Annotated in this window: 16 protein-coding genes; 7 read left to right on the forward strand and 9 right to left on the reverse strand. The window is 59.4% G+C overall.

Going from position 1 to position 16,364, the window contains the following annotated elements; genetic code table 11:
* Positions 1 to 229: 229 nt before the first annotated feature.
* The 3 genes from FBY01_RS12020 to FBY01_RS12030 form a co-directional block, all read right to left on the reverse strand.
* Positions 230 to 754, reverse strand: a complete 525-nt coding sequence (locus FBY01_RS12020) for an AAA family ATPase (RefSeq protein WP_010460539.1) — start codon at positions 752 to 754, stop codon at positions 230 to 232.
* On the reverse strand, positions 751 to 1,314 hold the full coding sequence (gene pnuC / locus FBY01_RS12025; RefSeq protein WP_010460537.1) for a nicotinamide riboside transporter PnuC: 564 nt from the start codon (positions 1,312 to 1,314) through the stop codon (positions 751 to 753). Before pnuC ends, FBY01_RS12020 begins: the two co-directional genes overlap by 4 nt.
* A 243-nt stretch (positions 1,315 to 1,557) precedes the next feature.
* Positions 1,558 to 3,192 carry a methyl-accepting chemotaxis protein gene (locus tag FBY01_RS12030; protein WP_083376687.1) on the reverse strand — a complete coding sequence of 545 codons (1,635 nt, stop codon included), beginning with the start codon at positions 3,190 to 3,192 and terminating at the stop codon, positions 1,558 to 1,560.
* Positions 3,193 to 3,482: 290 nt separating this feature from the next.
* Between FBY01_RS12030 and FBY01_RS12035 the strand changes: the two genes are divergently transcribed.
* Both FBY01_RS12035 and FBY01_RS12040 read left to right on the forward strand, forming a co-directional pair.
* On the forward strand, positions 3,483 to 4,313 hold the full coding sequence (locus tag FBY01_RS12035) for an undecaprenyl-diphosphate phosphatase (RefSeq protein WP_042932039.1): 831 nt from the start codon (positions 3,483 to 3,485) through the stop codon (positions 4,311 to 4,313).
* Complete coding sequence (locus FBY01_RS12040) at positions 4,310 to 4,741, forward strand: DUF1294 domain-containing protein (RefSeq protein WP_145307679.1); 432 nt, start codon at positions 4,310 to 4,312, stop codon at positions 4,739 to 4,741. Before FBY01_RS12035 ends, FBY01_RS12040 begins: the two co-directional genes overlap by 4 nt.
* Here FBY01_RS12040 and FBY01_RS12045 read toward each other — a convergent pair.
* Complete coding sequence (locus FBY01_RS12045; protein ID WP_145307677.1) at positions 4,738 to 5,097, reverse strand: MmcQ/YjbR family DNA-binding protein; 360 nt, start codon at positions 5,095 to 5,097, stop codon at positions 4,738 to 4,740. The two genes, FBY01_RS12040 and FBY01_RS12045, sit on opposite strands and share 4 nt — an antisense overlap.
* Positions 5,094 to 6,002 (reverse strand): LysR substrate-binding domain-containing protein, encoded by a 909-nt coding sequence (locus FBY01_RS12050; RefSeq protein ID WP_010460527.1) that lies wholly within the window; start codon positions 6,000 to 6,002, stop codon positions 5,094 to 5,096. The genes FBY01_RS12045 and FBY01_RS12050 overlap by 4 nt, the downstream gene beginning before the upstream one ends.
* 130 nt (positions 6,003 to 6,132) lie before the next feature.
* On the opposite strand from FBY01_RS12050, the gene FBY01_RS12055 reads away from it, so the two are divergent.
* Together FBY01_RS12055 and FBY01_RS12060 are read left to right on the forward strand one after the other, a co-directional pair.
* The gene (locus FBY01_RS12055) at positions 6,133 to 6,744 is read left to right on the forward strand and encodes an FMN-dependent NADH-azoreductase (RefSeq protein ID WP_077747806.1); all 612 of its coding nucleotides are present in this window, start codon (positions 6,133 to 6,135) and stop codon (positions 6,742 to 6,744) included.
* Between the two features lie 168 nt (positions 6,745 to 6,912).
* Positions 6,913 to 7,950, forward strand: coding sequence for a dienelactone hydrolase (locus tag FBY01_RS12060; RefSeq protein ID WP_145307675.1), 1,038 nt, complete (start codon positions 6,913 to 6,915; stop codon positions 7,948 to 7,950).
* 22 nt (positions 7,951 to 7,972) lie between these two features.
* Here the strand turns inward: FBY01_RS12060 and FBY01_RS12065 are convergent, their stop codons facing one another.
* Together FBY01_RS12065 and FBY01_RS12070 are read right to left on the reverse strand one after the other, a co-directional pair.
* A complete protein-coding gene (locus FBY01_RS12065) occupies positions 7,973 to 9,160 on the reverse strand; it encodes an MFS transporter (RefSeq protein ID WP_145307673.1) in 1,188 nt (395 codons plus the stop codon).
* Between the two features lie 187 nt (positions 9,161 to 9,347).
* Entirely contained in the window at positions 9,348 to 10,937 is a 1,590-nt protein-coding gene (locus FBY01_RS12070; RefSeq protein WP_010460520.1) for an ABC-F family ATPase, read from the reverse strand.
* Positions 10,938 to 11,432: 495 nt separating this feature from the next.
* On the opposite strand from FBY01_RS12070, the gene lpxO reads away from it, so the two are divergent.
* On the forward strand, positions 11,433 to 12,332 hold the full coding sequence (gene lpxO, locus FBY01_RS12075) for a lipid A hydroxylase LpxO (protein WP_010460518.1): 900 nt from the start codon (positions 11,433 to 11,435) through the stop codon (positions 12,330 to 12,332).
* Positions 12,333 to 12,452: 120 nt separating this feature from the next.
* Here the strand turns inward: lpxO and FBY01_RS12080 are convergent, their stop codons facing one another.
* On the reverse strand, positions 12,453 to 13,313 hold the full coding sequence (locus tag FBY01_RS12080; protein ID WP_010460516.1) for a Ku protein: 861 nt from the start codon (positions 13,311 to 13,313) through the stop codon (positions 12,453 to 12,455).
* Between the two features lie 193 nt (positions 13,314 to 13,506).
* On the opposite strand from FBY01_RS12080, the gene FBY01_RS12085 reads away from it, so the two are divergent.
* The gene (locus FBY01_RS12085) at positions 13,507 to 13,854 is read left to right on the forward strand and encodes a hypothetical protein (protein WP_145307671.1); all 348 of its coding nucleotides are present in this window, start codon (positions 13,507 to 13,509) and stop codon (positions 13,852 to 13,854) included.
* A gap of 51 nt (positions 13,855 to 13,905) precedes the next feature.
* Entirely contained in the window at positions 13,906 to 15,057 is a 1,152-nt protein-coding gene (locus FBY01_RS12090; RefSeq protein WP_145307668.1) for a PQQ-dependent sugar dehydrogenase, read from the forward strand.
* Positions 15,058 to 15,175: 118 nt separating this feature from the next.
* Here FBY01_RS12090 and rimI read toward each other — a convergent pair whose 3' ends face one another.
* Positions 15,176 to 16,273, reverse strand: coding sequence for a ribosomal protein S18-alanine N-acetyltransferase (gene rimI, locus FBY01_RS12100; RefSeq protein WP_145307666.1), 1,098 nt, complete (start codon positions 16,271 to 16,273; stop codon positions 15,176 to 15,178).
* Positions 16,274 to 16,364: the final 91 nt, after the last annotated feature.

Consider the following 16,364-nt stretch of genomic DNA (forward strand, 5'->3'; position numbering starts at 1 on the left):
TTGGATTAAATTGTCGGGGTGGTCAAAAAAATTGTGTAACGCCACTGAGACAGAGCTACGCAAAAACGACATCCACACGGGCGGCGGTGCACGCTGGGGGCGTTGAACGCAGGCTGTATCAGTGGCTTAACATTTTCTTGCAGGAACGCTCGGGCCGCTTTAGTTCGCGGGTTTGCGTGGGATTGGGTGTTTCAGGAATGGACAGTTGCAGCGGGGCGGGGCACTCCGGTCAGGCCTTGAGCAAACGTGTCACAGCCTCGAATGCGGCGTCCTTGCGCTGTTGCCAGTCACCTTGCAGCACCTGACAAGGTTGGCGGTGCAGATCAAGCCATGCACGGCTGGCCTGAAAAAACGCCTGGCGTTCTGCCAGTTGCGGCTGGCAACGCTGCCCGTCGTCATGCCAGGCCACGGTTTCAGGGCTCAGCAGCAAATGCAGGTCGTAGTGCCGGGCCAGCAAGGCTTGCTCGATCCATGCCGGGCAATCGCTAAACAACGTGCGACTCCAAAGGATATTGCTTAAGAGGTGCGTATCGAGGATCAGCAGTGACGGTTGCCTGGCGCGTGCTTCGTCCTCCCACGAAAGCTGGCCATGAGCTATCGATGTAATGTCATCGTAGCGGGTTTCACGGGCTTCGCTGTCGATAAAGTGTCGAACGTACTCATTGACTAATATGCCGCCAAAATTGGCGTGAATCTCGCCCGAAAGCCAGCTTTTACCGCTGGATTCAGGGCCCGCGAGCACCAGCACTTTCATGCGCGCAGAGCCGGGTCGGCGCGCCATTCACGCCAGCCTTGTACGGCAAGCAACAGGAACAACGCATAGAGGGCAGCAGTCAGGTACATGCCTTTATAAAGGAACAGTCCGACGAAAATCACATCAAGGACGACCCACAACGGCCAGCACTGCACGCGTTTTTGCGCCATCCATAACTGCGCCACAAGGCTGAAACCGGTCAGCGCAGCATCAAGCCAGGGCTGCGCGGCATCTGTCCAGTGCGCCATGGCGGCGCCCAGCAGCAGACTGCCGATGGCACCGGCCGCAAGGCCCGCAGCGATCGATTTGCTCTCAAGCCGACTGACCTGCCGGCCGCTATTGGCTTCGCCCGCGCGGGTCCATTGCCACCAGCCGTAGAGCTGCAGCGCGGCGTAGATCACTTGCAGGAGCATGTCCGAATACAGCTTCACTTCAAAAAAGATCCAGCTATAAAGCAGCACCATGACCAGGCCGATCGGCCAGCACCAGGGGTTCTGTTTGACCGTCAACCAGACGGCGATCACGCCGAGGGTGGCGGCAAACAGTTCAAGGCCGGACATGGGGGTTCCTTGGTGAAAACGAAAGAGGGGGGCGGATTGTACCCAGAGAGAAGGCAAATGCGTTAGCAACCCGAAACTGGCGTCTGACGCACACTTGTGGCGAGGGAGCTTGCTCCCGCTCGGCTGCGAAGCAGTCGCAAAGGCGCTATCGCGGTTTACCTGAAAAAACGGGATTGCCTATTCAGGGCCGCTTCGCGGCCCAGCGGGAGCAAGCCCCCTCGCCACAGGGTTCTGTGTCTGCTTTTACACGCGGAACTGTTTGAGCAGGCTGTTCACCTGCTCGCTCAAGTCCTTGAGCCGAACGCTGGCCACACTCGATTGCTCGGCCGCCAGCGCAGTGCTGTGGGACAAGCCTGCCGCCTGGGTGACGTTCTGATTGATGTCTTCCACCACATGGGCTTGTTGCAGGGTTGCACTGGCGATTGATGCGTTCAGCCCGTTGAGGTTGCGCAGCGCCTGGCCGATGGCATTGAGGCTGGCGCCGGCCAGACCGGCCTGTTCGATGGTCAGTTGCGAGGCTCGACTGCTGTCGCCAATCACTTTCACCGCCGCTTCGGAGTGAGTCTGCAGGCGCTCGATCATCGACTGGATCTCCGCCGTGGACTTCTGGGTACGCTGGGCCAACAGGCGCACTTCATCGGCCACCACCGCAAAGCCACGGCCTTGCTCACCGGCGCGGGCAGCCTCGATGGCGGCGTTGAGTGCCAGCAGGTTGGTTTGCTCGGCGATGGAGCGGATCACCTCCAGGACACTGCCAATCTGGGTGCTTTCAGCGGCCAGGGTGCGAATCACTTCCACGGCTTGATCGATGGTGCCGGACAGTTTGTCGATCTGCTGCAAGCTGCCATCAATGTTGATTTGCCCCTGCTGCGCCTGGGATTCGGCATCGCGCATTTCGCTGGCCGCATGCTCGGCATTCTTGGCCACGTCCTGCACACCGTAAGTCACTTCGTTGATCGCAGTCGCCACCAGCTCCATCTGCTGGGACTGTTGCTGACTGCGTTGCTGGGCCTGGGCGGCGTCATTGCCCAGTTCGCTGGACGACTGGCCCAGGGCGCTGGCGGACACTTGCAGTTCGCTGATCACCCCTCGCAGTTTGGCAGTGAAGGCATTGAAGTGCCGGGCCAGTTGCGTGACTTCATCCTGGCCATGGGTGTCGAGGCTGCGGGTCAGGTCGCTTTCGCCGCTGGCGATGTTGGCCATGGCGTTCACCGTGTCCTGAAGCGGTCGCACGATGCTGCGAGCGATCATGATCACCAGCAACGCCATGATCAGCGCAATCACCAGGCCGACGAACGAAGCCTTCCAGACCTGGCCGTAGAACTCGGCCTGCATGTCATCGATGTACACGCCCGAACCGATCACCCAGCCCCAAGGTTCGAACAATTTGACGTAGGAGGTTTTCCCGACCGGGTCGCTGGCGCCCGGCTTAGGCCAGCGGTAGTTGACCGTACCGGCGCCTTTGGCCTTGGCGACGGCCACCATTTCGTTGAACAGCGCAAAACCGTCCGGGTCGCGGATCGCCGAGAGGTTTTGCCCATCGAGTTTGGGGTTGGCCGGGTGCATCACCATCACCGGCGTCAGGTCGTTGATCCAGAAATAGTCGTTCTGGTCATAACGCAGCCCGCGCACGGCGGTCAGTGCCTGCTTCTGCGCGGCATCGCGGGTGAGTGTGCCGGCGGTTTCCAGGCCGTGGTAGTAAGTCAGAATGCCGCTGGCGGTCTGCACCACGTGCTGGGTTTTCTGGGCTTTTGCCTGGTATAGATCGGTATGGATCTGCTTGAGCATCAACACGCCCAACGTCAACAACATCAATACCGACACGATCAAGATGAGCCACAAGCGTCGGCTGATCGACACACTGCGCAAGCTGTTCATAACGCTGTCACTCCGATTTCTTTTTCTTGTAATAAACGATTGCCAGCATCCAACCACGCTTTGCCGGTCGGGCCTATACGACCCAAGTCTCATTACGCGGCAGCGTTATCGGGGCTTGTCTGATAGGATTTCGGCCCCGCGCGGAAAAACCTGAATCCAAGTTGATTTTTCACGGAGTTTTTACGGCTCCGTCTGGATCCTTTGCGCGCGGGACTTCAGCTACGCTTGGCGCGGTGAACGCTTAAAAAAACTAATGGGGCATGCCTTGGCGCATCGCCTTTGGGGGATTGATGGAACTTTGGACCGCCTTGCAGGCATTGATTTTAGGGGTTGTAGAAGGGCTGACGGAATTTTTGCCCATTTCCAGTACCGGTCACCAAATCATAGTCGCGGACTTGCTCAACTTCGGTGGCGAACGCGCGATGGCTTTCAACATCATTATCCAGCTCGGGGCGATCCTGGCGGTGGTGTGGGAATTTCGCCGAAAGATCTTCGACGTGGTCGTCGGTTTGCCGACACAACCAAACGCCCGGCGTTTTACCGCCAACCTGTTGATCGCTTTCCTGCCTGCGGTGGTATTGGGGGTGATTTTTGCCGATCTGATCCACGAATACCTGTTCAACCCGATCACCGTGGCCACGGCCTTGGTCGTGGGCGGGATCGTGATGTTGTGGGCGGAGCAGCGTCAGCATGAAGTGCATGCCCACACTGTCGACGAAATCACCTGGAAAGATGCCTTGAAAGTCGGTTTCGCCCAGTGCCTGGCCATGATTCCCGGGACCTCGCGTTCCGGCTCGACCATCATCGGCGGCTTGCTGTTCGGGTTGTCGCGCAAGACGGCCACCGAGTTCTCGTTCTTTCTGGCGATGCCAACCATGGTCGGTGCGGCGGTGTATTCGGGCTACAAATACCGCGACCTGTTCGTACCGGCTGATCTTCCGGTGTTTGCGATCGGCTTCGTCACGGCGTTCATCTTCGCGATGATTGCCGTCAGAGGCTTGCTGGTGTTCATCGGCAGCCATAGCTACGCGGCATTCGCCTGGTATCGCATTGCGTTCGGCCTGTTCATCCTGGCCACCTGGCAATTCGGCTGGGTCGATTGGGCCGCCGCACGCCCATGAATGACTCCAGCGCGCGCAACAATCCCGGACGCAGGTCCGGGGGCGAGCGGATCCAGCACCCTCGGCTGAAATTGCTGGTGTTGGCGATCCTGTGCGCGCTGCCACTGACGGGTTCAATGTCGTTGTGGCTGCATGGGGTGTCGCTGATTCCGCTGGCGGCTTACGGCATCGTCAGCGTGCTGGCGTTCTTTTTGTACTGGAGCGACAAGCGCAAGGCTCGCGCCGACAGCTGGCGGACACCGGAAAACGTGTTGCACGCGGTGGAGCTGGCGGGCGGATGGCCGGGTGCCTTGCTGGCCCAGCAAGTGTTTCGGCACAAGACTCGCAAGGTCTCGTTCCAGCTGGTGTTCTGGCTCATTGTGCTGATGCATCAGGTGTTCTGGATCGACCAACTGTTCCTCGGCGCTCACCTGTTTGCACTGCTTTAAAGCAACAGGCTGACCTGGGTGCGCTTGGGCAGCTTGCTCACCACCAGTTGATGGGAACGTTGCAACAACGCCTGAAGTTCCTCGGATCCCAGCGGGTAGGGCGTTTGCATGATGATCCACTGGGCCCGCGCCAGGTACGGCGCCGGGTGAATCCCCGGGCGGCCGCAATGCCCGAGGAACAGATCCTTGTCGACCTTGAAGGCCAGGGAATCGCCGCGCAGGTTCTGCAAGGCGAACATCTTGTTCCCGGCAATCGAAAACACCCGAACGCCTCCCCACTTGTAGTCTTCCCGCGCACCGGGCAGCGCGAGACAGAACTGCGCGACGTCCTCTTCGCTCATGCGTCCAGCCTTCATATCAATCGGTCCCCACAGGCATTGAATGATTCGATCAAATGGTCGATCCAGGCCCGCACGGCCGGCATCACCCCGCGCCGATGAGGGTAGACCGCTTGCAGCCAGCCGCCAGGCAATGACCAATCGGGTAGCAACTGCACCAGCGAACCATTTTCCAGCTCCTGTTCGCAATACATCATCGGCAGCATGGTGAACCCCTGGCCGGCGAGCGTGCAGGCCTTGCGCACGATGAAATCGTCAATGCCCAATCGCGCTTCCAGGCTCAAATCGTAGCTTTTGCCCTGCTGATCGAGCATGCGAATGTGCACCAGGCGGTCGGCTTCCAGCGCACCAAGCACCGGCAAGGATTTCAGGTCTTCGGGGTGGTTGATCTCACGTCCATGCAGGAAGGCCGGGCTGGCGACCATCGCCATCTGTGCCTGGCGCAAGCGACGGGTCACCAGCAACGGATCTTCATCGCCCAACTCACGGACCCGCAGCGCGACATCGACGCCTTCGGTGACCAAGTCGACCCGGCGATTGAGCAACATGACTTCCAGTTGCACCTGAGGGTGTTTTTCGAGGAAGCGGCTGATCACCGTCGGCAGCATTTCGTGGGCCAGCCCGACGGGGCAGGACACCCGCAAGCGTCCGCGAGGTTCGCTGGACATACTCGCCACGGCTTCATCGGCCATCTCGGCTTCCAGCAGCATCGCCTGACAGTGCCGCAGGTAACGTTCGCCCACCGCCGTCAGCTTGAGTTGCCGGGTGGTGCGTTGCAGCAGGCGCGCGCCGAGGCGTTCTTCCAGCTCGGCAATGCGTCGCGACAATCGGGATTTGGGAATCCCCAGCAAACGCCCGGCTGCGGCGAAGCCACCGGCTTCGACCACTTTGGCGAAATAGTAAAGGTCGTTGAGGTCTTGCATGATTGGAAATCCGATTGTTCTATCAGTGGGACGAACTATCGCATTGTTGCGGACTAATCAGCTATTGGTTTCATCTGTAGGATCCTCCCCATCAGATCGCCCGGTGGCGATCCTCACCTGGAGATCCCTTATGAAACTGCTGCATATCGATTCGAGCATTCTTGGTGACAACTCGGCTTCCCGTCTGCTGAGCAGCGAAGTCGTCAAAGCCTGGCAAGCCGCCGAGCCAACCGCGGTGGTGACCTACCGCGATCTGGCCGCCGATGCCATCAGCCATTTCTCCGCCACCACCCTGGTTGCCGCCGGCACCACCGCTGAACTGCGCAACGCCGCGCAACAGCACGAAGCCGAACTCAGCGCCACCACCCTGGCCGAATTCCTCGCGGCCGACGCCGTTGTCATCGCAGCGCCGATGTACAACTTCACCATCCCGACCCAACTCAAGGCCTGGATCGACCGCATTGCCGTTGCCGGTCAGACCTTCCGCTACACCGAAGCGGGCCCTGAAGGCCTGTGCGGTGGCAAGAAAGTCGTGATCGTCTCGACGTCCGGCGGTCTGCATGCCGGTCAGGCGACTGGCGTTGCGCACGAAGAGTACTTGAAGGTGCTGTTCGGCTTCATCGGCATCACCGACATTGAGTTTGTTCGTGCCCATGGCCTGGCCTACGGTGACGAAGTGCGCACCAAAGCCATGAGCGATGCCCACACGCAAATCAGCGAGCAATTGTTCGCCGCCGCGTAAGGCTTGCGTAAAGCGCTCAAACAGCTCAGGCACCACCCAAAAAACTCTGTATTCTGATCACGCAAGTGCCAGATGCAGGGTTTTTTGTTTCTGGCCATTACAGGTTGTGGCCCGGGTTATGCAGTCGAGGGTTACCGACTCCGGTCCAGTAACAAGGTGGGGCATCCCATGGTGCGTCTTTGTGCAACGTTTCTGATTTGCCTGCTCAGCAGCCTGAATTCAGTGCACGCCGCGCCTGCGCCGCACCCTCACTGGAGCGTCGGCTTCCATGAGATGAGTTTTCTCGATCCTCTGGACTTGCAGCCGATGCGCGCCATCGTGTTCTATCCCTCGAGCGACCGGGAACACACCAGCAAAATCGAGGGTTACACGGTCGAGGCAGGGGAGGACACCCACGTCGCCATGGGCCGTTTCCCGATGCTGATGCTGTCCCACGGCAACACCGGAACCCCGCTGGCGCTGCACGACCTCGCCACCTCGCTGGCACGCAAAGGGTTTGTGGTGGTGGCGGTGATCCATCCCGGTGACAACTCCCAAGACCACAGCCGCCTCGGTACGTTGAGTAACCTTTACGGCCGGCCCATCCAGATTTCCGAAGCCATTACCGCGACCCTGGGCGACCGTATGCTCGCGCCTTTCGTCAATGCCGATCAGGTCGGCGTGATCGGTTACTCGGCGGGCGGCGAAACGGCGCTGATCCTCTCCGGCGCCACGCCTGACCTGGATCGTCTGCGCCGCTACTGCCAGGAACGCCCGGACGACCACGATGCCTGCAACACCCAGGGCGAGCTGATTGTCGACCGGGATGATTTGCAGCCTGTGGCGGATCCACGTGTCCATGCCTTGCTGCTGATGGCGCCGCTGAGTCTGAAATTCGGTCGCCACACCTTGGCTGACGTACATGTGCCAGTGCTGCTCTACAGCGGTGATGGCGACAAACTGGTGGCGTTCGATAAAAACGCCGCCGCCTTGGCGCGCAAGCTGCCGATTGCACCAGACTTCAAATTGCTGGCCGGGGCAGGGCACTTCGTGTTCATGGCGCCGTGCAATGAAGAGCAGATCGCCGCCATGCCGGCGCTGTGCACCGATGCAGATGGTGTTGACCGCGAGGACATCCATCGCAACATGGTGTCCGAAGCCGGGCGGTTCTTCTCGCACGCGTTGGGCAAGCCTACCCGGGCCGGGATGCAGACTGCGGATCAGTAATTTCCACGCCAGCCCTGCGGTGTCAGCTGATTGCGCGACGCTTCAGCAATAAGGTCAAGCCGAGCCCGGTGACAGACAACATCGCCGCACTGAAGAAAATCCACGAATACCCAAGATTCAACGCCACCGCGCCCATCAACGGCCCGGCAATCGCCAGTGCCAGGTCGAAAAACACCGCATAAGCACTCAAACCCGCGCCGCGACTGGAGTTGGGCACTTGCTTGATTGCTTCCACCCCCAGCGCCGGGTACACCAGCGAAAGACCGAACCCGGCCAAGCCCGCGCCGATCAGCGCATAAGCGGTCGAAGGCGCTAGCCACAGCAGTACCAGGCCCACCGTTTCAATGCTCATGCACACAATCGCCGAGGTGAAACCACCGAAGCGGCTGATCGCGGAGATAAACAGCAAGCGCGACAAAATAAAGCAGATCCCGAAGACCGTCAGGCACCAGGCAGCGCCTGTCCAGCCGCGGCTGACGTAATACAAGGTGATAAAGGTCGTCAGGGTGCCGTAACCGATGGAGGCCAGGCTCAGGCTGGCACCGAAGGGCGCAATGCGCCCGAACACCGCCCAGAAGGGCAGGCGTTCGCCACGAATCACCGGCACCGAGGGTTTATTGCGGATCAGCAACAAGGCGGCCAGGGCCAGCAATGACAACGCGATCCCCAGGCTGGCGAAGCCGTACTCGGCGACCATCACCACGCCCAGCGGCGCCCCGATCGCAATGGCGCCGTAAGACGCAATGCCGTTCCATGAAATTGAGCGCGCGGTGTGCTCCGCGCCGACCTGGCCCATGCACCAGCTGATCGTGCCCACGCCAATCAAGCCCTGGGCGATGCCGAGCAACAAACGTCCGGCGATCAGGATCAACAGGCTCAGCAGTGGAAAGCTTTGCAGCAAGGTTGAAATCAACGTCAGCACACCGCTCAGCACAATCCCGGACAGGCCGTAGACAATCGCCCGTTTGGTGCCAATGGTGTCTGACATGCGCCCGGCCATCGGGCGGCTGAGCAGGGTGGCCAGGTATTGGGAGCCAATGGTCAGTCCCGCGACGATCGCGCTGAAACCCAACTGCTCATGGACATAGCCCGGTAACGCCGCAATCGGCAGGCCGATGCAGAGGAAGGCAATAAAGGTATAGAAAACGATGGAGACGATCTGCAGGGTGATCGCCATGGAGCTTTGCGGTGGCAGTTGCTGCACAGACATGACGGCTCGTTCGCGGGCGGCGGTGGGAGAACTGCATCATGGCTTGGGTGGGATATAAAAGGAAGCAGGCTAACTATATTCGTTGTGGTTGAGGGCACCCAAATCCATTCAGCCTCGAATGCAAAAAGCCCCGTCACCAGGACAGGGCTTTTACTTGCCGCTTGCAGCTTGAAACTAATAGCTGCTCTTAAAACACAACGCCCTGGCTACGCAGGTAGTCATCATAAGTACCGCTGAAGTCGATCACGCCGCTTGGGCTTAGCTCGATGATGCGGGTGGCCAACGACGATACGAACTCACGGTCGTGGCTGACGAAGATCAGCGTGCCCGGGTAGTTTTCCAGCGCCAGGTTCAGCGCTTCGATCGATTCCATGTCCAAGTGGTTGGTCGGTTCGTCCATGATCAGCACGTTCGGCTTTTGCAGGATCAGCTTGCCGAACAGCATGCGACCTTGCTCACCACCGGAGATAACCTTGACCGACTTGAGGATCTCGTCGTTGGAGAACAACATGCGGCCGAGGGTGCCGCGAACGATTTGCTCGCCGCCCTGGGTCCACTGGCCCATCCAGTCGAACAGGTTGCAGTCGTCTTCGAAGTCGTGCGCGTGGTCCTGGGCGTAGTAGCCCAGTTCTGCGGCGTCGGTCCACTTCACGGTGCCGGCATCCGGGGTCAGTTCGTTGACCAGGGTGCGCAGCAGGGTGGTTTTACCGATACCGTTCGGGCCGATGATCGCGACGCGTTCGCCCGCTTCAACCTGGAAACTGAAGTCCTTGAACAGCGGCTTGCCGTCGAAGCCTTTGGCCATGCGCTCGACAATGACAGCCTGACGGTGCAGTTTCTTGGTTTGTTCGAAACGGATGAACGGGCTCACACGGCTCGAAGGCTTGACTTCGGCCAACTGGATCTTGTCGATCGCCTTGGCGCGGGAAGTGGCCTGCTTGGCTTTCGAGGCGTTGGCCGAGAAGCGGCTGACGAACGATTGCAGCTCGGAAATCTGTGCCTTCTTCTTGGCGTTGTCCGACAGCAGTTGCTCGCGGGACTGGGTCGCCACGGTCATGTACTCGTCGTAGTTGCCCGGGAACAGGCGCAGCTCGCCGTAATCCAGGTCAGCCATGTGGGTGCACACGCTGTTCAGGAAGTGACGGTCGTGAGAGATGATGATCATCAGGCTGGAGCGCTGGGTCAGAATGTTTTCCAGCCAGCGGATGGTGTTGATGTCCAGGTGGTTGGTCGGTTCGTCGAGCAACAGTACTTCAGGATCGGAGAACAGCGCCTGAGCCAGCAATACGCGCAGTTTCCAGCCCGGGGACACTTCGCTCATCGGGCCGAAGTGCTGCTCGATGCCGATACCCAGGCCCAACAGCAATTCACCGGCACGGGATTCGGCGGTGTAGCCGTCCATTTCGGCGAACTCGGTTTCCAGCTCGGCCACGGCCATGCCGTCTTCTTCGGTCATTTCCGGCAGCGAGTAGATGCGGTCGCGCTCGGCTTTAACCTTCCACAGCTCTTCGTGACCCATGATCACGGTGTCGATGACGGTGAATTCTTCGTAGGCGAACTGGTCCTGGCGCAATTTACCCAGACGCACGTTCGGCTCGAGCATGACCTGGCCGCCGGACGGCTCAAGGTCGCCGCCGAGGATTTTCATGAAGGTCGACTTGCCGCAACCGTTGGCGCCGATCAGGCCGTAGCGGTTGCCCGCGCCGAACTTGACCGAAACGTTTTCGAATAGCGGCTTGGCGCCGAACTGCATCGTGATGTTAGCTGTAGAGATCAAAGGTTTTTCCTGCGAAGCATTCAGAGTAGCTAGGGTTGCGGCAGTACCGATTCAGTACCCGTTTCCGTTTTTCAAACCACGGGAAATGCATCCCGGTCAGAAGCGGAAGGTCCATCTGGCAATAAGTGGACAGCAGCAGTTGGAGCGCTTGGCCCGAGTCGAAGTGCGCTGAGACGGGGTTCATTCCCGTCATCAACCAAGGGGGGCGCGTAATGTTTGGCGGCGATTGTACTGGTCTGGCTCTTTAAACGATAGGGCGTTGAGGCCGCACGGGCGCTTTGGTGGCACCAGCGGACAGATTTTCACATTTGAAGGTTAACTATTGGTTACAAAATGAGACTAAAATGCCACTTTTCAACAGGCGCCGACCGTCGGCAGAGGCTCAAGGACGCGCCACCGGGACCGCTGTTTCGTATTCAGACGCTGCACAAGACCCTTGGGCCGCTAGGTTGGCCGGGGACGCAGTTTGTTCACTTCTGACATGTGACGATTTCTGTGAAACTGATCATTGCCGCTATTTACGTTGTATCCATTGCCTACGTCCACCTGCGTGGGCGGGTGCGCCACAAGCTGGGCCGCCAACTGAGCGATCACTCGTCGTTTCTCGCGCCGATCAATTGCTTCCTTTATCTGTTCTCGAAAATCCCCAACAAGCCTTATCTCGATCCGGCCGATTTCCCGGACCTGAGTCCGTTGCAGGCGCACTGGGAAGAAATTCGCGCCGAAGGCCAGAACCTGCTCAGGGCCGGGGAAATCAAGCGCTCGAACCAATACGACGATGTCGGTTTCAACTCGTTCTTCAAGACCGGCTGGAAGCGTTTCTACTTGAAGTGGTACGGCGACAGCCATCCTTCGGCGATGAAACTCTGCCCGCGCACCACTGAGTTGGTGCAAAGCATCGGGTCGATCAAAGCCGCGATGTTCGCCGAGTTGCCACCGGGTTCCAAACTGGTTCGCCACCGCGATCCCTACGCCGGCTCGTACCGTTATCACCTGGGCCTGGAAACGCCGAACGATGCCGGTTGCTACATCAACGTCGATGGTGAGAACTACCATTGGCGCGACGGTGAAGCGGTGATGTTCGACGAGACCTTCATTCACTACGCCGAAAACACCACCCAGCAGAACCGCATCATTCTGTTCTGCGACGTCGAGCGGCCGATGAAGTATCGCTGGGCGGCGGCGTTCAATGGCTGGTTCAGCCGTAACGTGATGTCAGCGGCGGGCGCGCCGAATGATGCCGGGGACAAGACCGGGGGCATCAACCGGCTGTTTGCCAAAATCTACGCGATTCGGCTGCGGGGCAAGGCGCTGAAGAAGCGTAATCGCAAACTTTACTACCTTGAAAAGTGGGCGATTTTTGGTGGGTTGCTGGCGGTATTTGTGCTGATCTGAATGTTGTATGCCGGCTTACAAACCCTTCGCGAGCAGGCTCGCTCCTACAGTTGACCTCGATCACTTGTAGGAGTGAGCCTGCTCGCGAAGGGGGCCTGACATCCAACGCGAAAACAACAATCAGCCACGAGAGGTCTTCGTGGCTTTTTTGTTCGCTGCGGGTTTAGCCGCCGGTTTGGCCTTGCCGGCAGTCTTGCCACCCAGACTACGTTTAAGCAATTCAGTCAAATCAATCACATCAGCTGTCTTGCGTTCCTCTTCACCCGTCGCCGTTTCCACATCCTCGATCTTGCCTTCGTTCGCCTTCTTCTCGACCAGCGCCATGATCTTGTCTTCAAAACTGTCGCGATAATCCTCGGGCTTCCAGTCGGCGCTCATGTCCTGCACCAGACGCTTGGCCATGTCGAGTTCGCCCTTGGCCAGTTCGGGCTTGGTCACCTCAGGCCCCAGCTCTAGCGTATCGAGGCTGCGCACTTCAGCGGGCCAACGCAGCATGACCAGCACCATGGCCGATTCCAGGGGCATCAGCGCCGCCAGGTGCTGACGGGTATGCAGGACAACATGGGCGAGGGCGACTTTATTGGTTTTGCTGAGGGTTTCGCGCAACAGCGCATAGACCTTGCCGCCGCGTTTATCCGGCGCGAGGTAGTAGGGCGTGTCGATGTTTTGCAGGGGGATCTGTTCGGCGTCGACAAAAGAAAAGATGTCGATGGTCTGCGTGGACAACGGGTGCGCCGACTTGATTTCTTCCTCACTGAGGACCACGTACCGGCCCTTTTCGTACTGCACACCTTTGACGATGTGTTCCTTGGTGACCTCCTTGCCGGTGACCTTGTTGACGCGTTTGTAACCGACCGGCTCCATGCTACGGCTGTCGAGCCAGTCGAAATCCACCCCCTGCGAGGACGTCGCCGACACCAGCGCCACAGGGATATGCACCAGCCCGAAACTGATTGCGCCTTTCCAGATTGCCCGTGCCATGGTCGTCTACTCGCGAGTGATGTGTTCAGGTGACCCGCGGCGCGGAGCAAAAGTTTCAGCGGGCTGCGGCCCGGTCCTGCTGGACCGTCAACTGGTGTTACATCTTAAGAAAGAGGTTTTAGTTAACAAATCCGAACCCCGGGCGTAGCGTGCTATCGAAGATTCTATCCACGCTGACGCCCAGAGGCTTCCAATGAACAGATTCGTGCTCGCCTGCACCGTACTGGCATTCAGTGGCCTGATGAGTCAGCTGGCCCAGGCCTCGCCACCATCGTCGATGCTGCTGGCCCAGAGCCCCACGGGCAATTCCAGCAACCCCTACAACAGCCCGATCCGCCGGGCCAATCCCAATAGTATGCAAGGCACACAACCCGCTGCCCCGGTCATTCGCGGGCCAAATACCGTCCCGGTGCCCCGTCCACCGACCCTTGATAACGGCGGCATCGGCAATCGCTATCCCCAGAACCATACCGCTCCCGCCAGCCCACCCAAATTCATTCCCAATCCGCCCCCTCGAGATGCAGGCACAAGCAACCGTTGAACGGCAGGACAGCGTTCTTGCCAGCTATTCGAACGACAAAAGGAATCGTGCATGTTGCGTAAAACCCTCTTGGCCACCTTCTGCGCCAGCATACTGATCACCGCCACGGCACCCGTTCTTGCGGCACCGCCCCGGGAGATGAAAAGCGAACAAGGCACCCTTGAGGTCTGGCAAGTTGCGAAGGGCCTGGAACATCCGTGGGCTCTGGCGTTCCTGCCCGATCGCAGGGGCATGCTGGTCACCGAACGGCCCGGCAACCTGCGAGTGGTGGATTACGATGGCAAGCTCTCGGCACCGATCAATGGGGTGCCAAAGGTCTGGGCCAAGGGGCAGGGCGGCTTGCTGGACGTGGTGCTGTCGCCCGACTTCAAGCAGGACCGGACGGTTTATCTGTCTTACGCCGAGGGCGGTGGTGCGGGCGACAAGGCCGGTACGGCGGTCGGGCGAGGCCAGTTGTCCGAGGACCTGAAAACCCTCAAGGACTTCAAAGTGATTTTCCGCCAGGAGCCGAAGCTGTCAGTCGGTAACCACTTCGGCTCACGATTGGTGTTTGATCGCGACGGCTATCTGTTCATCACCTTGGGCGAAAACAACGATCGGCCGACCGCTCAGGACCTCGACAAGCTGCAAGGCAAGGTCGTGCGAATCTACCCGGACGGCAAAGTGCCGGACGACAACCCCTTTGTCGGGCAGTCGGGCGTACGCCCGGAAATCTGGTCCTATGGCCAACGCAATCCGCAAGGCGCAGCGCTCAATCCATGGACTGGCGTGCTCTGGGAAAACGAGCATGGCCCCCGCGGCGGTGATGAAATCAACATCATCGAACGCGGCAAGAATTACGGCTGGCCGCTGGCGACCCACGGCATCAACTATTCCGGACAACCAATCCCGGAAGCCGAGGGCAAGACCGCAGAAGGCGCCGTGGCGCCGCACCATGTCTGGGAAAAATCCCCCGGCCTCAGTGGCATGGCGTTCTACGACGCTGATCGCTTCAAGGCCTGGCAGCACAACGTGTTCATCGGTGCGCTGGTGAGCCAGGAGCTGATCCGCTTGCAGGTCGATGGCGACAAAGTGGTTCACGAAGAGCGCTTGCTCGGCGAACTCAACAAGCGCATCCGCGATGTGCGACAGGGGCCGGACGGTTACTTGTATGTGCTGACCGATGAGGACGACGGCGGGCTGTACAAGGTAGGCCTGAAGTAACCCGATTCGACTTCTCTGGGCGGGTTGTGGCGAGGGAGCTTGCTCCCGTCCGACTGCGGAGCAGTCGCTTGAATGGGGCGCTTCGCACCCAGCGGGAGCAAGCTCCCTCGCCACAGGTCTATTTTCGGCAGTAGATAATCACCGCCGCCCGAAGCTTGCCCCGGCCAAAACTGCACATCTTGTCGAACTCGCCGTGGCTGACCGGCAAATGCTGGCAGTCCATCGGTTGGCGATGTTGGCTGTGGTCCACATCCGGGTCGTGCAGGTAGACAAATTCGTCATCGCAATCGGTGACGATCACCCAATGCGGCGCCTTGGAGCGGGTCAGCCGATAGCTGCTGATCAGCACCAGCGGTTGACCGCCATCGTTGAGTAAACGTGGAAGGTCCAGCGATCCACCAATCACACGCTCCACATCGGTTTCTTCCAACTGCGTGGTGAACTCCTCGTGGACCAAACGCATTACGTCTTTTTTATGCTCATCGCGCACGCCATCGAGGAACAACGGTCCCGCCATGCTCAGTTGCAGCCGCACCCGAAAACCCCGACGCCAGGCCGCCAGCGCCAAGCCTTGAGGGCTGCAGCCGCCGTGACCTGAGGTCATGAACACCGTCGTCGCCTCGCGCCAGATTTGCAGTTCCTCGCGGCGTTCCAGCCAACGCTCACCTTGCAGCGCGCCCATGGCCATCAGCAGGCAAGCCGGGCCGCAGGTGAAATCGGTGGTCTGCCGGTACCACGGGACCTGGATGTTGCGCGAATCGCAGTGCTCAAGAATGCGTTTTTCCAGGCGCAGCGCATCGGCATGGTCCTGGTAATAATCATGGATCAGCGCGAAACGCCGGTAACCATTGCGCTCATACAAGGCAATCGCCGCGGGGTTGTCGATCCGCACTTCAAGCCGCAAGTAGGCGCAATCATGTTCAAGGGCGCAGGATTCGATGCGTTCGAGCAACTGCTTGCCCAGTCCGCTGCCGCGGGCCTCGGTCGCGATCGCAATCGAGTAAAGCCGCGCCAGCGAGGTGCCTCGGTGAAACAGCACCACCGCATAGCCGACCAATTGCTCGCCATGCTGGGCCACCAACAACTGCCCATGCGCTCGAGTGATCATCCACAGAAAGCTGCGACTGTTGAGCCGGTCCGTGGTGAAACATTGCTGTTCGAGTTCCAGCAGCGCGGGTAAGTCTTCAACTACCGCCAAGCGAAAGACAGTGTTCATATGACCGCCGTAAAAGTTACGTAACGAAACGGGACTTTCGAAAAAGTTCGTGCTTAATAGGAAAGGTCTTGTTCTCCAACGGATCAATCAC

The sequence above is a fragment of the Pseudomonas sp. SJZ077 genome, assembly GCF_007993905.1.
Classification (GTDB): Bacteria; Pseudomonadota; Gammaproteobacteria; order Pseudomonadales; family Pseudomonadaceae; genus Aquipseudomonas; species Aquipseudomonas mandelii.

Bases quoted from the DNA above. Each gene is read 5' to 3' on its own strand.
- FBY01_RS12065 (WP_145307673.1), bottom strand. From the start codon at position 9,160: ATGTCTGTGCAGCAACTGCCACCGCAAAGCTCCATGGCGATCACCCTG.
- FBY01_RS12085 (WP_145307671.1), top strand. From the start codon at position 13,507: ATGAACAGATTCGTGCTCGCCTGCACCGTACTGGCATTCAGTGGCCTG.
- pnuC (WP_010460537.1), bottom strand. From the start codon at position 1,314: ATGTCCGGCCTTGAACTGTTTGCCGCCACCCTCGGCGTGATCGCCGTC.
- FBY01_RS12055 (WP_077747806.1), top strand. From the start codon at position 6,133: ATGAAACTGCTGCATATCGATTCGAGCATTCTTGGTGACAACTCGGCT.
- FBY01_RS12060 (WP_145307675.1), top strand. From the start codon at position 6,913: ATGGTGCGTCTTTGTGCAACGTTTCTGATTTGCCTGCTCAGCAGCCTG.
- FBY01_RS12090 (WP_145307668.1), top strand. From the start codon at position 13,906: ATGTTGCGTAAAACCCTCTTGGCCACCTTCTGCGCCAGCATACTGATC.
- FBY01_RS12030 (WP_083376687.1), bottom strand. From the start codon at position 3,192: ATGAACAGCTTGCGCAGTGTGTCGATCAGCCGACGCTTGTGGCTCATC.
- FBY01_RS12035 (WP_042932039.1), top strand. From the start codon at position 3,483: ATGGAACTTTGGACCGCCTTGCAGGCATTGATTTTAGGGGTTGTAGAA.
- FBY01_RS12020 (WP_010460539.1), bottom strand. From the start codon at position 754: ATGAAAGTGCTGGTGCTCGCGGGCCCTGAATCCAGCGGTAAAAGCTGG.
- rimI (WP_145307666.1), bottom strand. From the start codon at position 16,273: ATGAACACTGTCTTTCGCTTGGCGGTAGTTGAAGACTTACCCGCGCTG.
- FBY01_RS12080 (WP_010460516.1), bottom strand. From the start codon at position 13,313: ATGGCACGGGCAATCTGGAAAGGCGCAATCAGTTTCGGGCTGGTGCAT.
- FBY01_RS12045 (WP_145307677.1), bottom strand. From the start codon at position 5,097: ATGAAGGCTGGACGCATGAGCGAAGAGGACGTCGCGCAGTTCTGTCTC.
- FBY01_RS12050 (WP_010460527.1), bottom strand. From the start codon at position 6,002: ATGCAAGACCTCAACGACCTTTACTATTTCGCCAAAGTGGTCGAAGCC.
- FBY01_RS12040 (WP_145307679.1), top strand. From the start codon at position 4,310: ATGAATGACTCCAGCGCGCGCAACAATCCCGGACGCAGGTCCGGGGGC.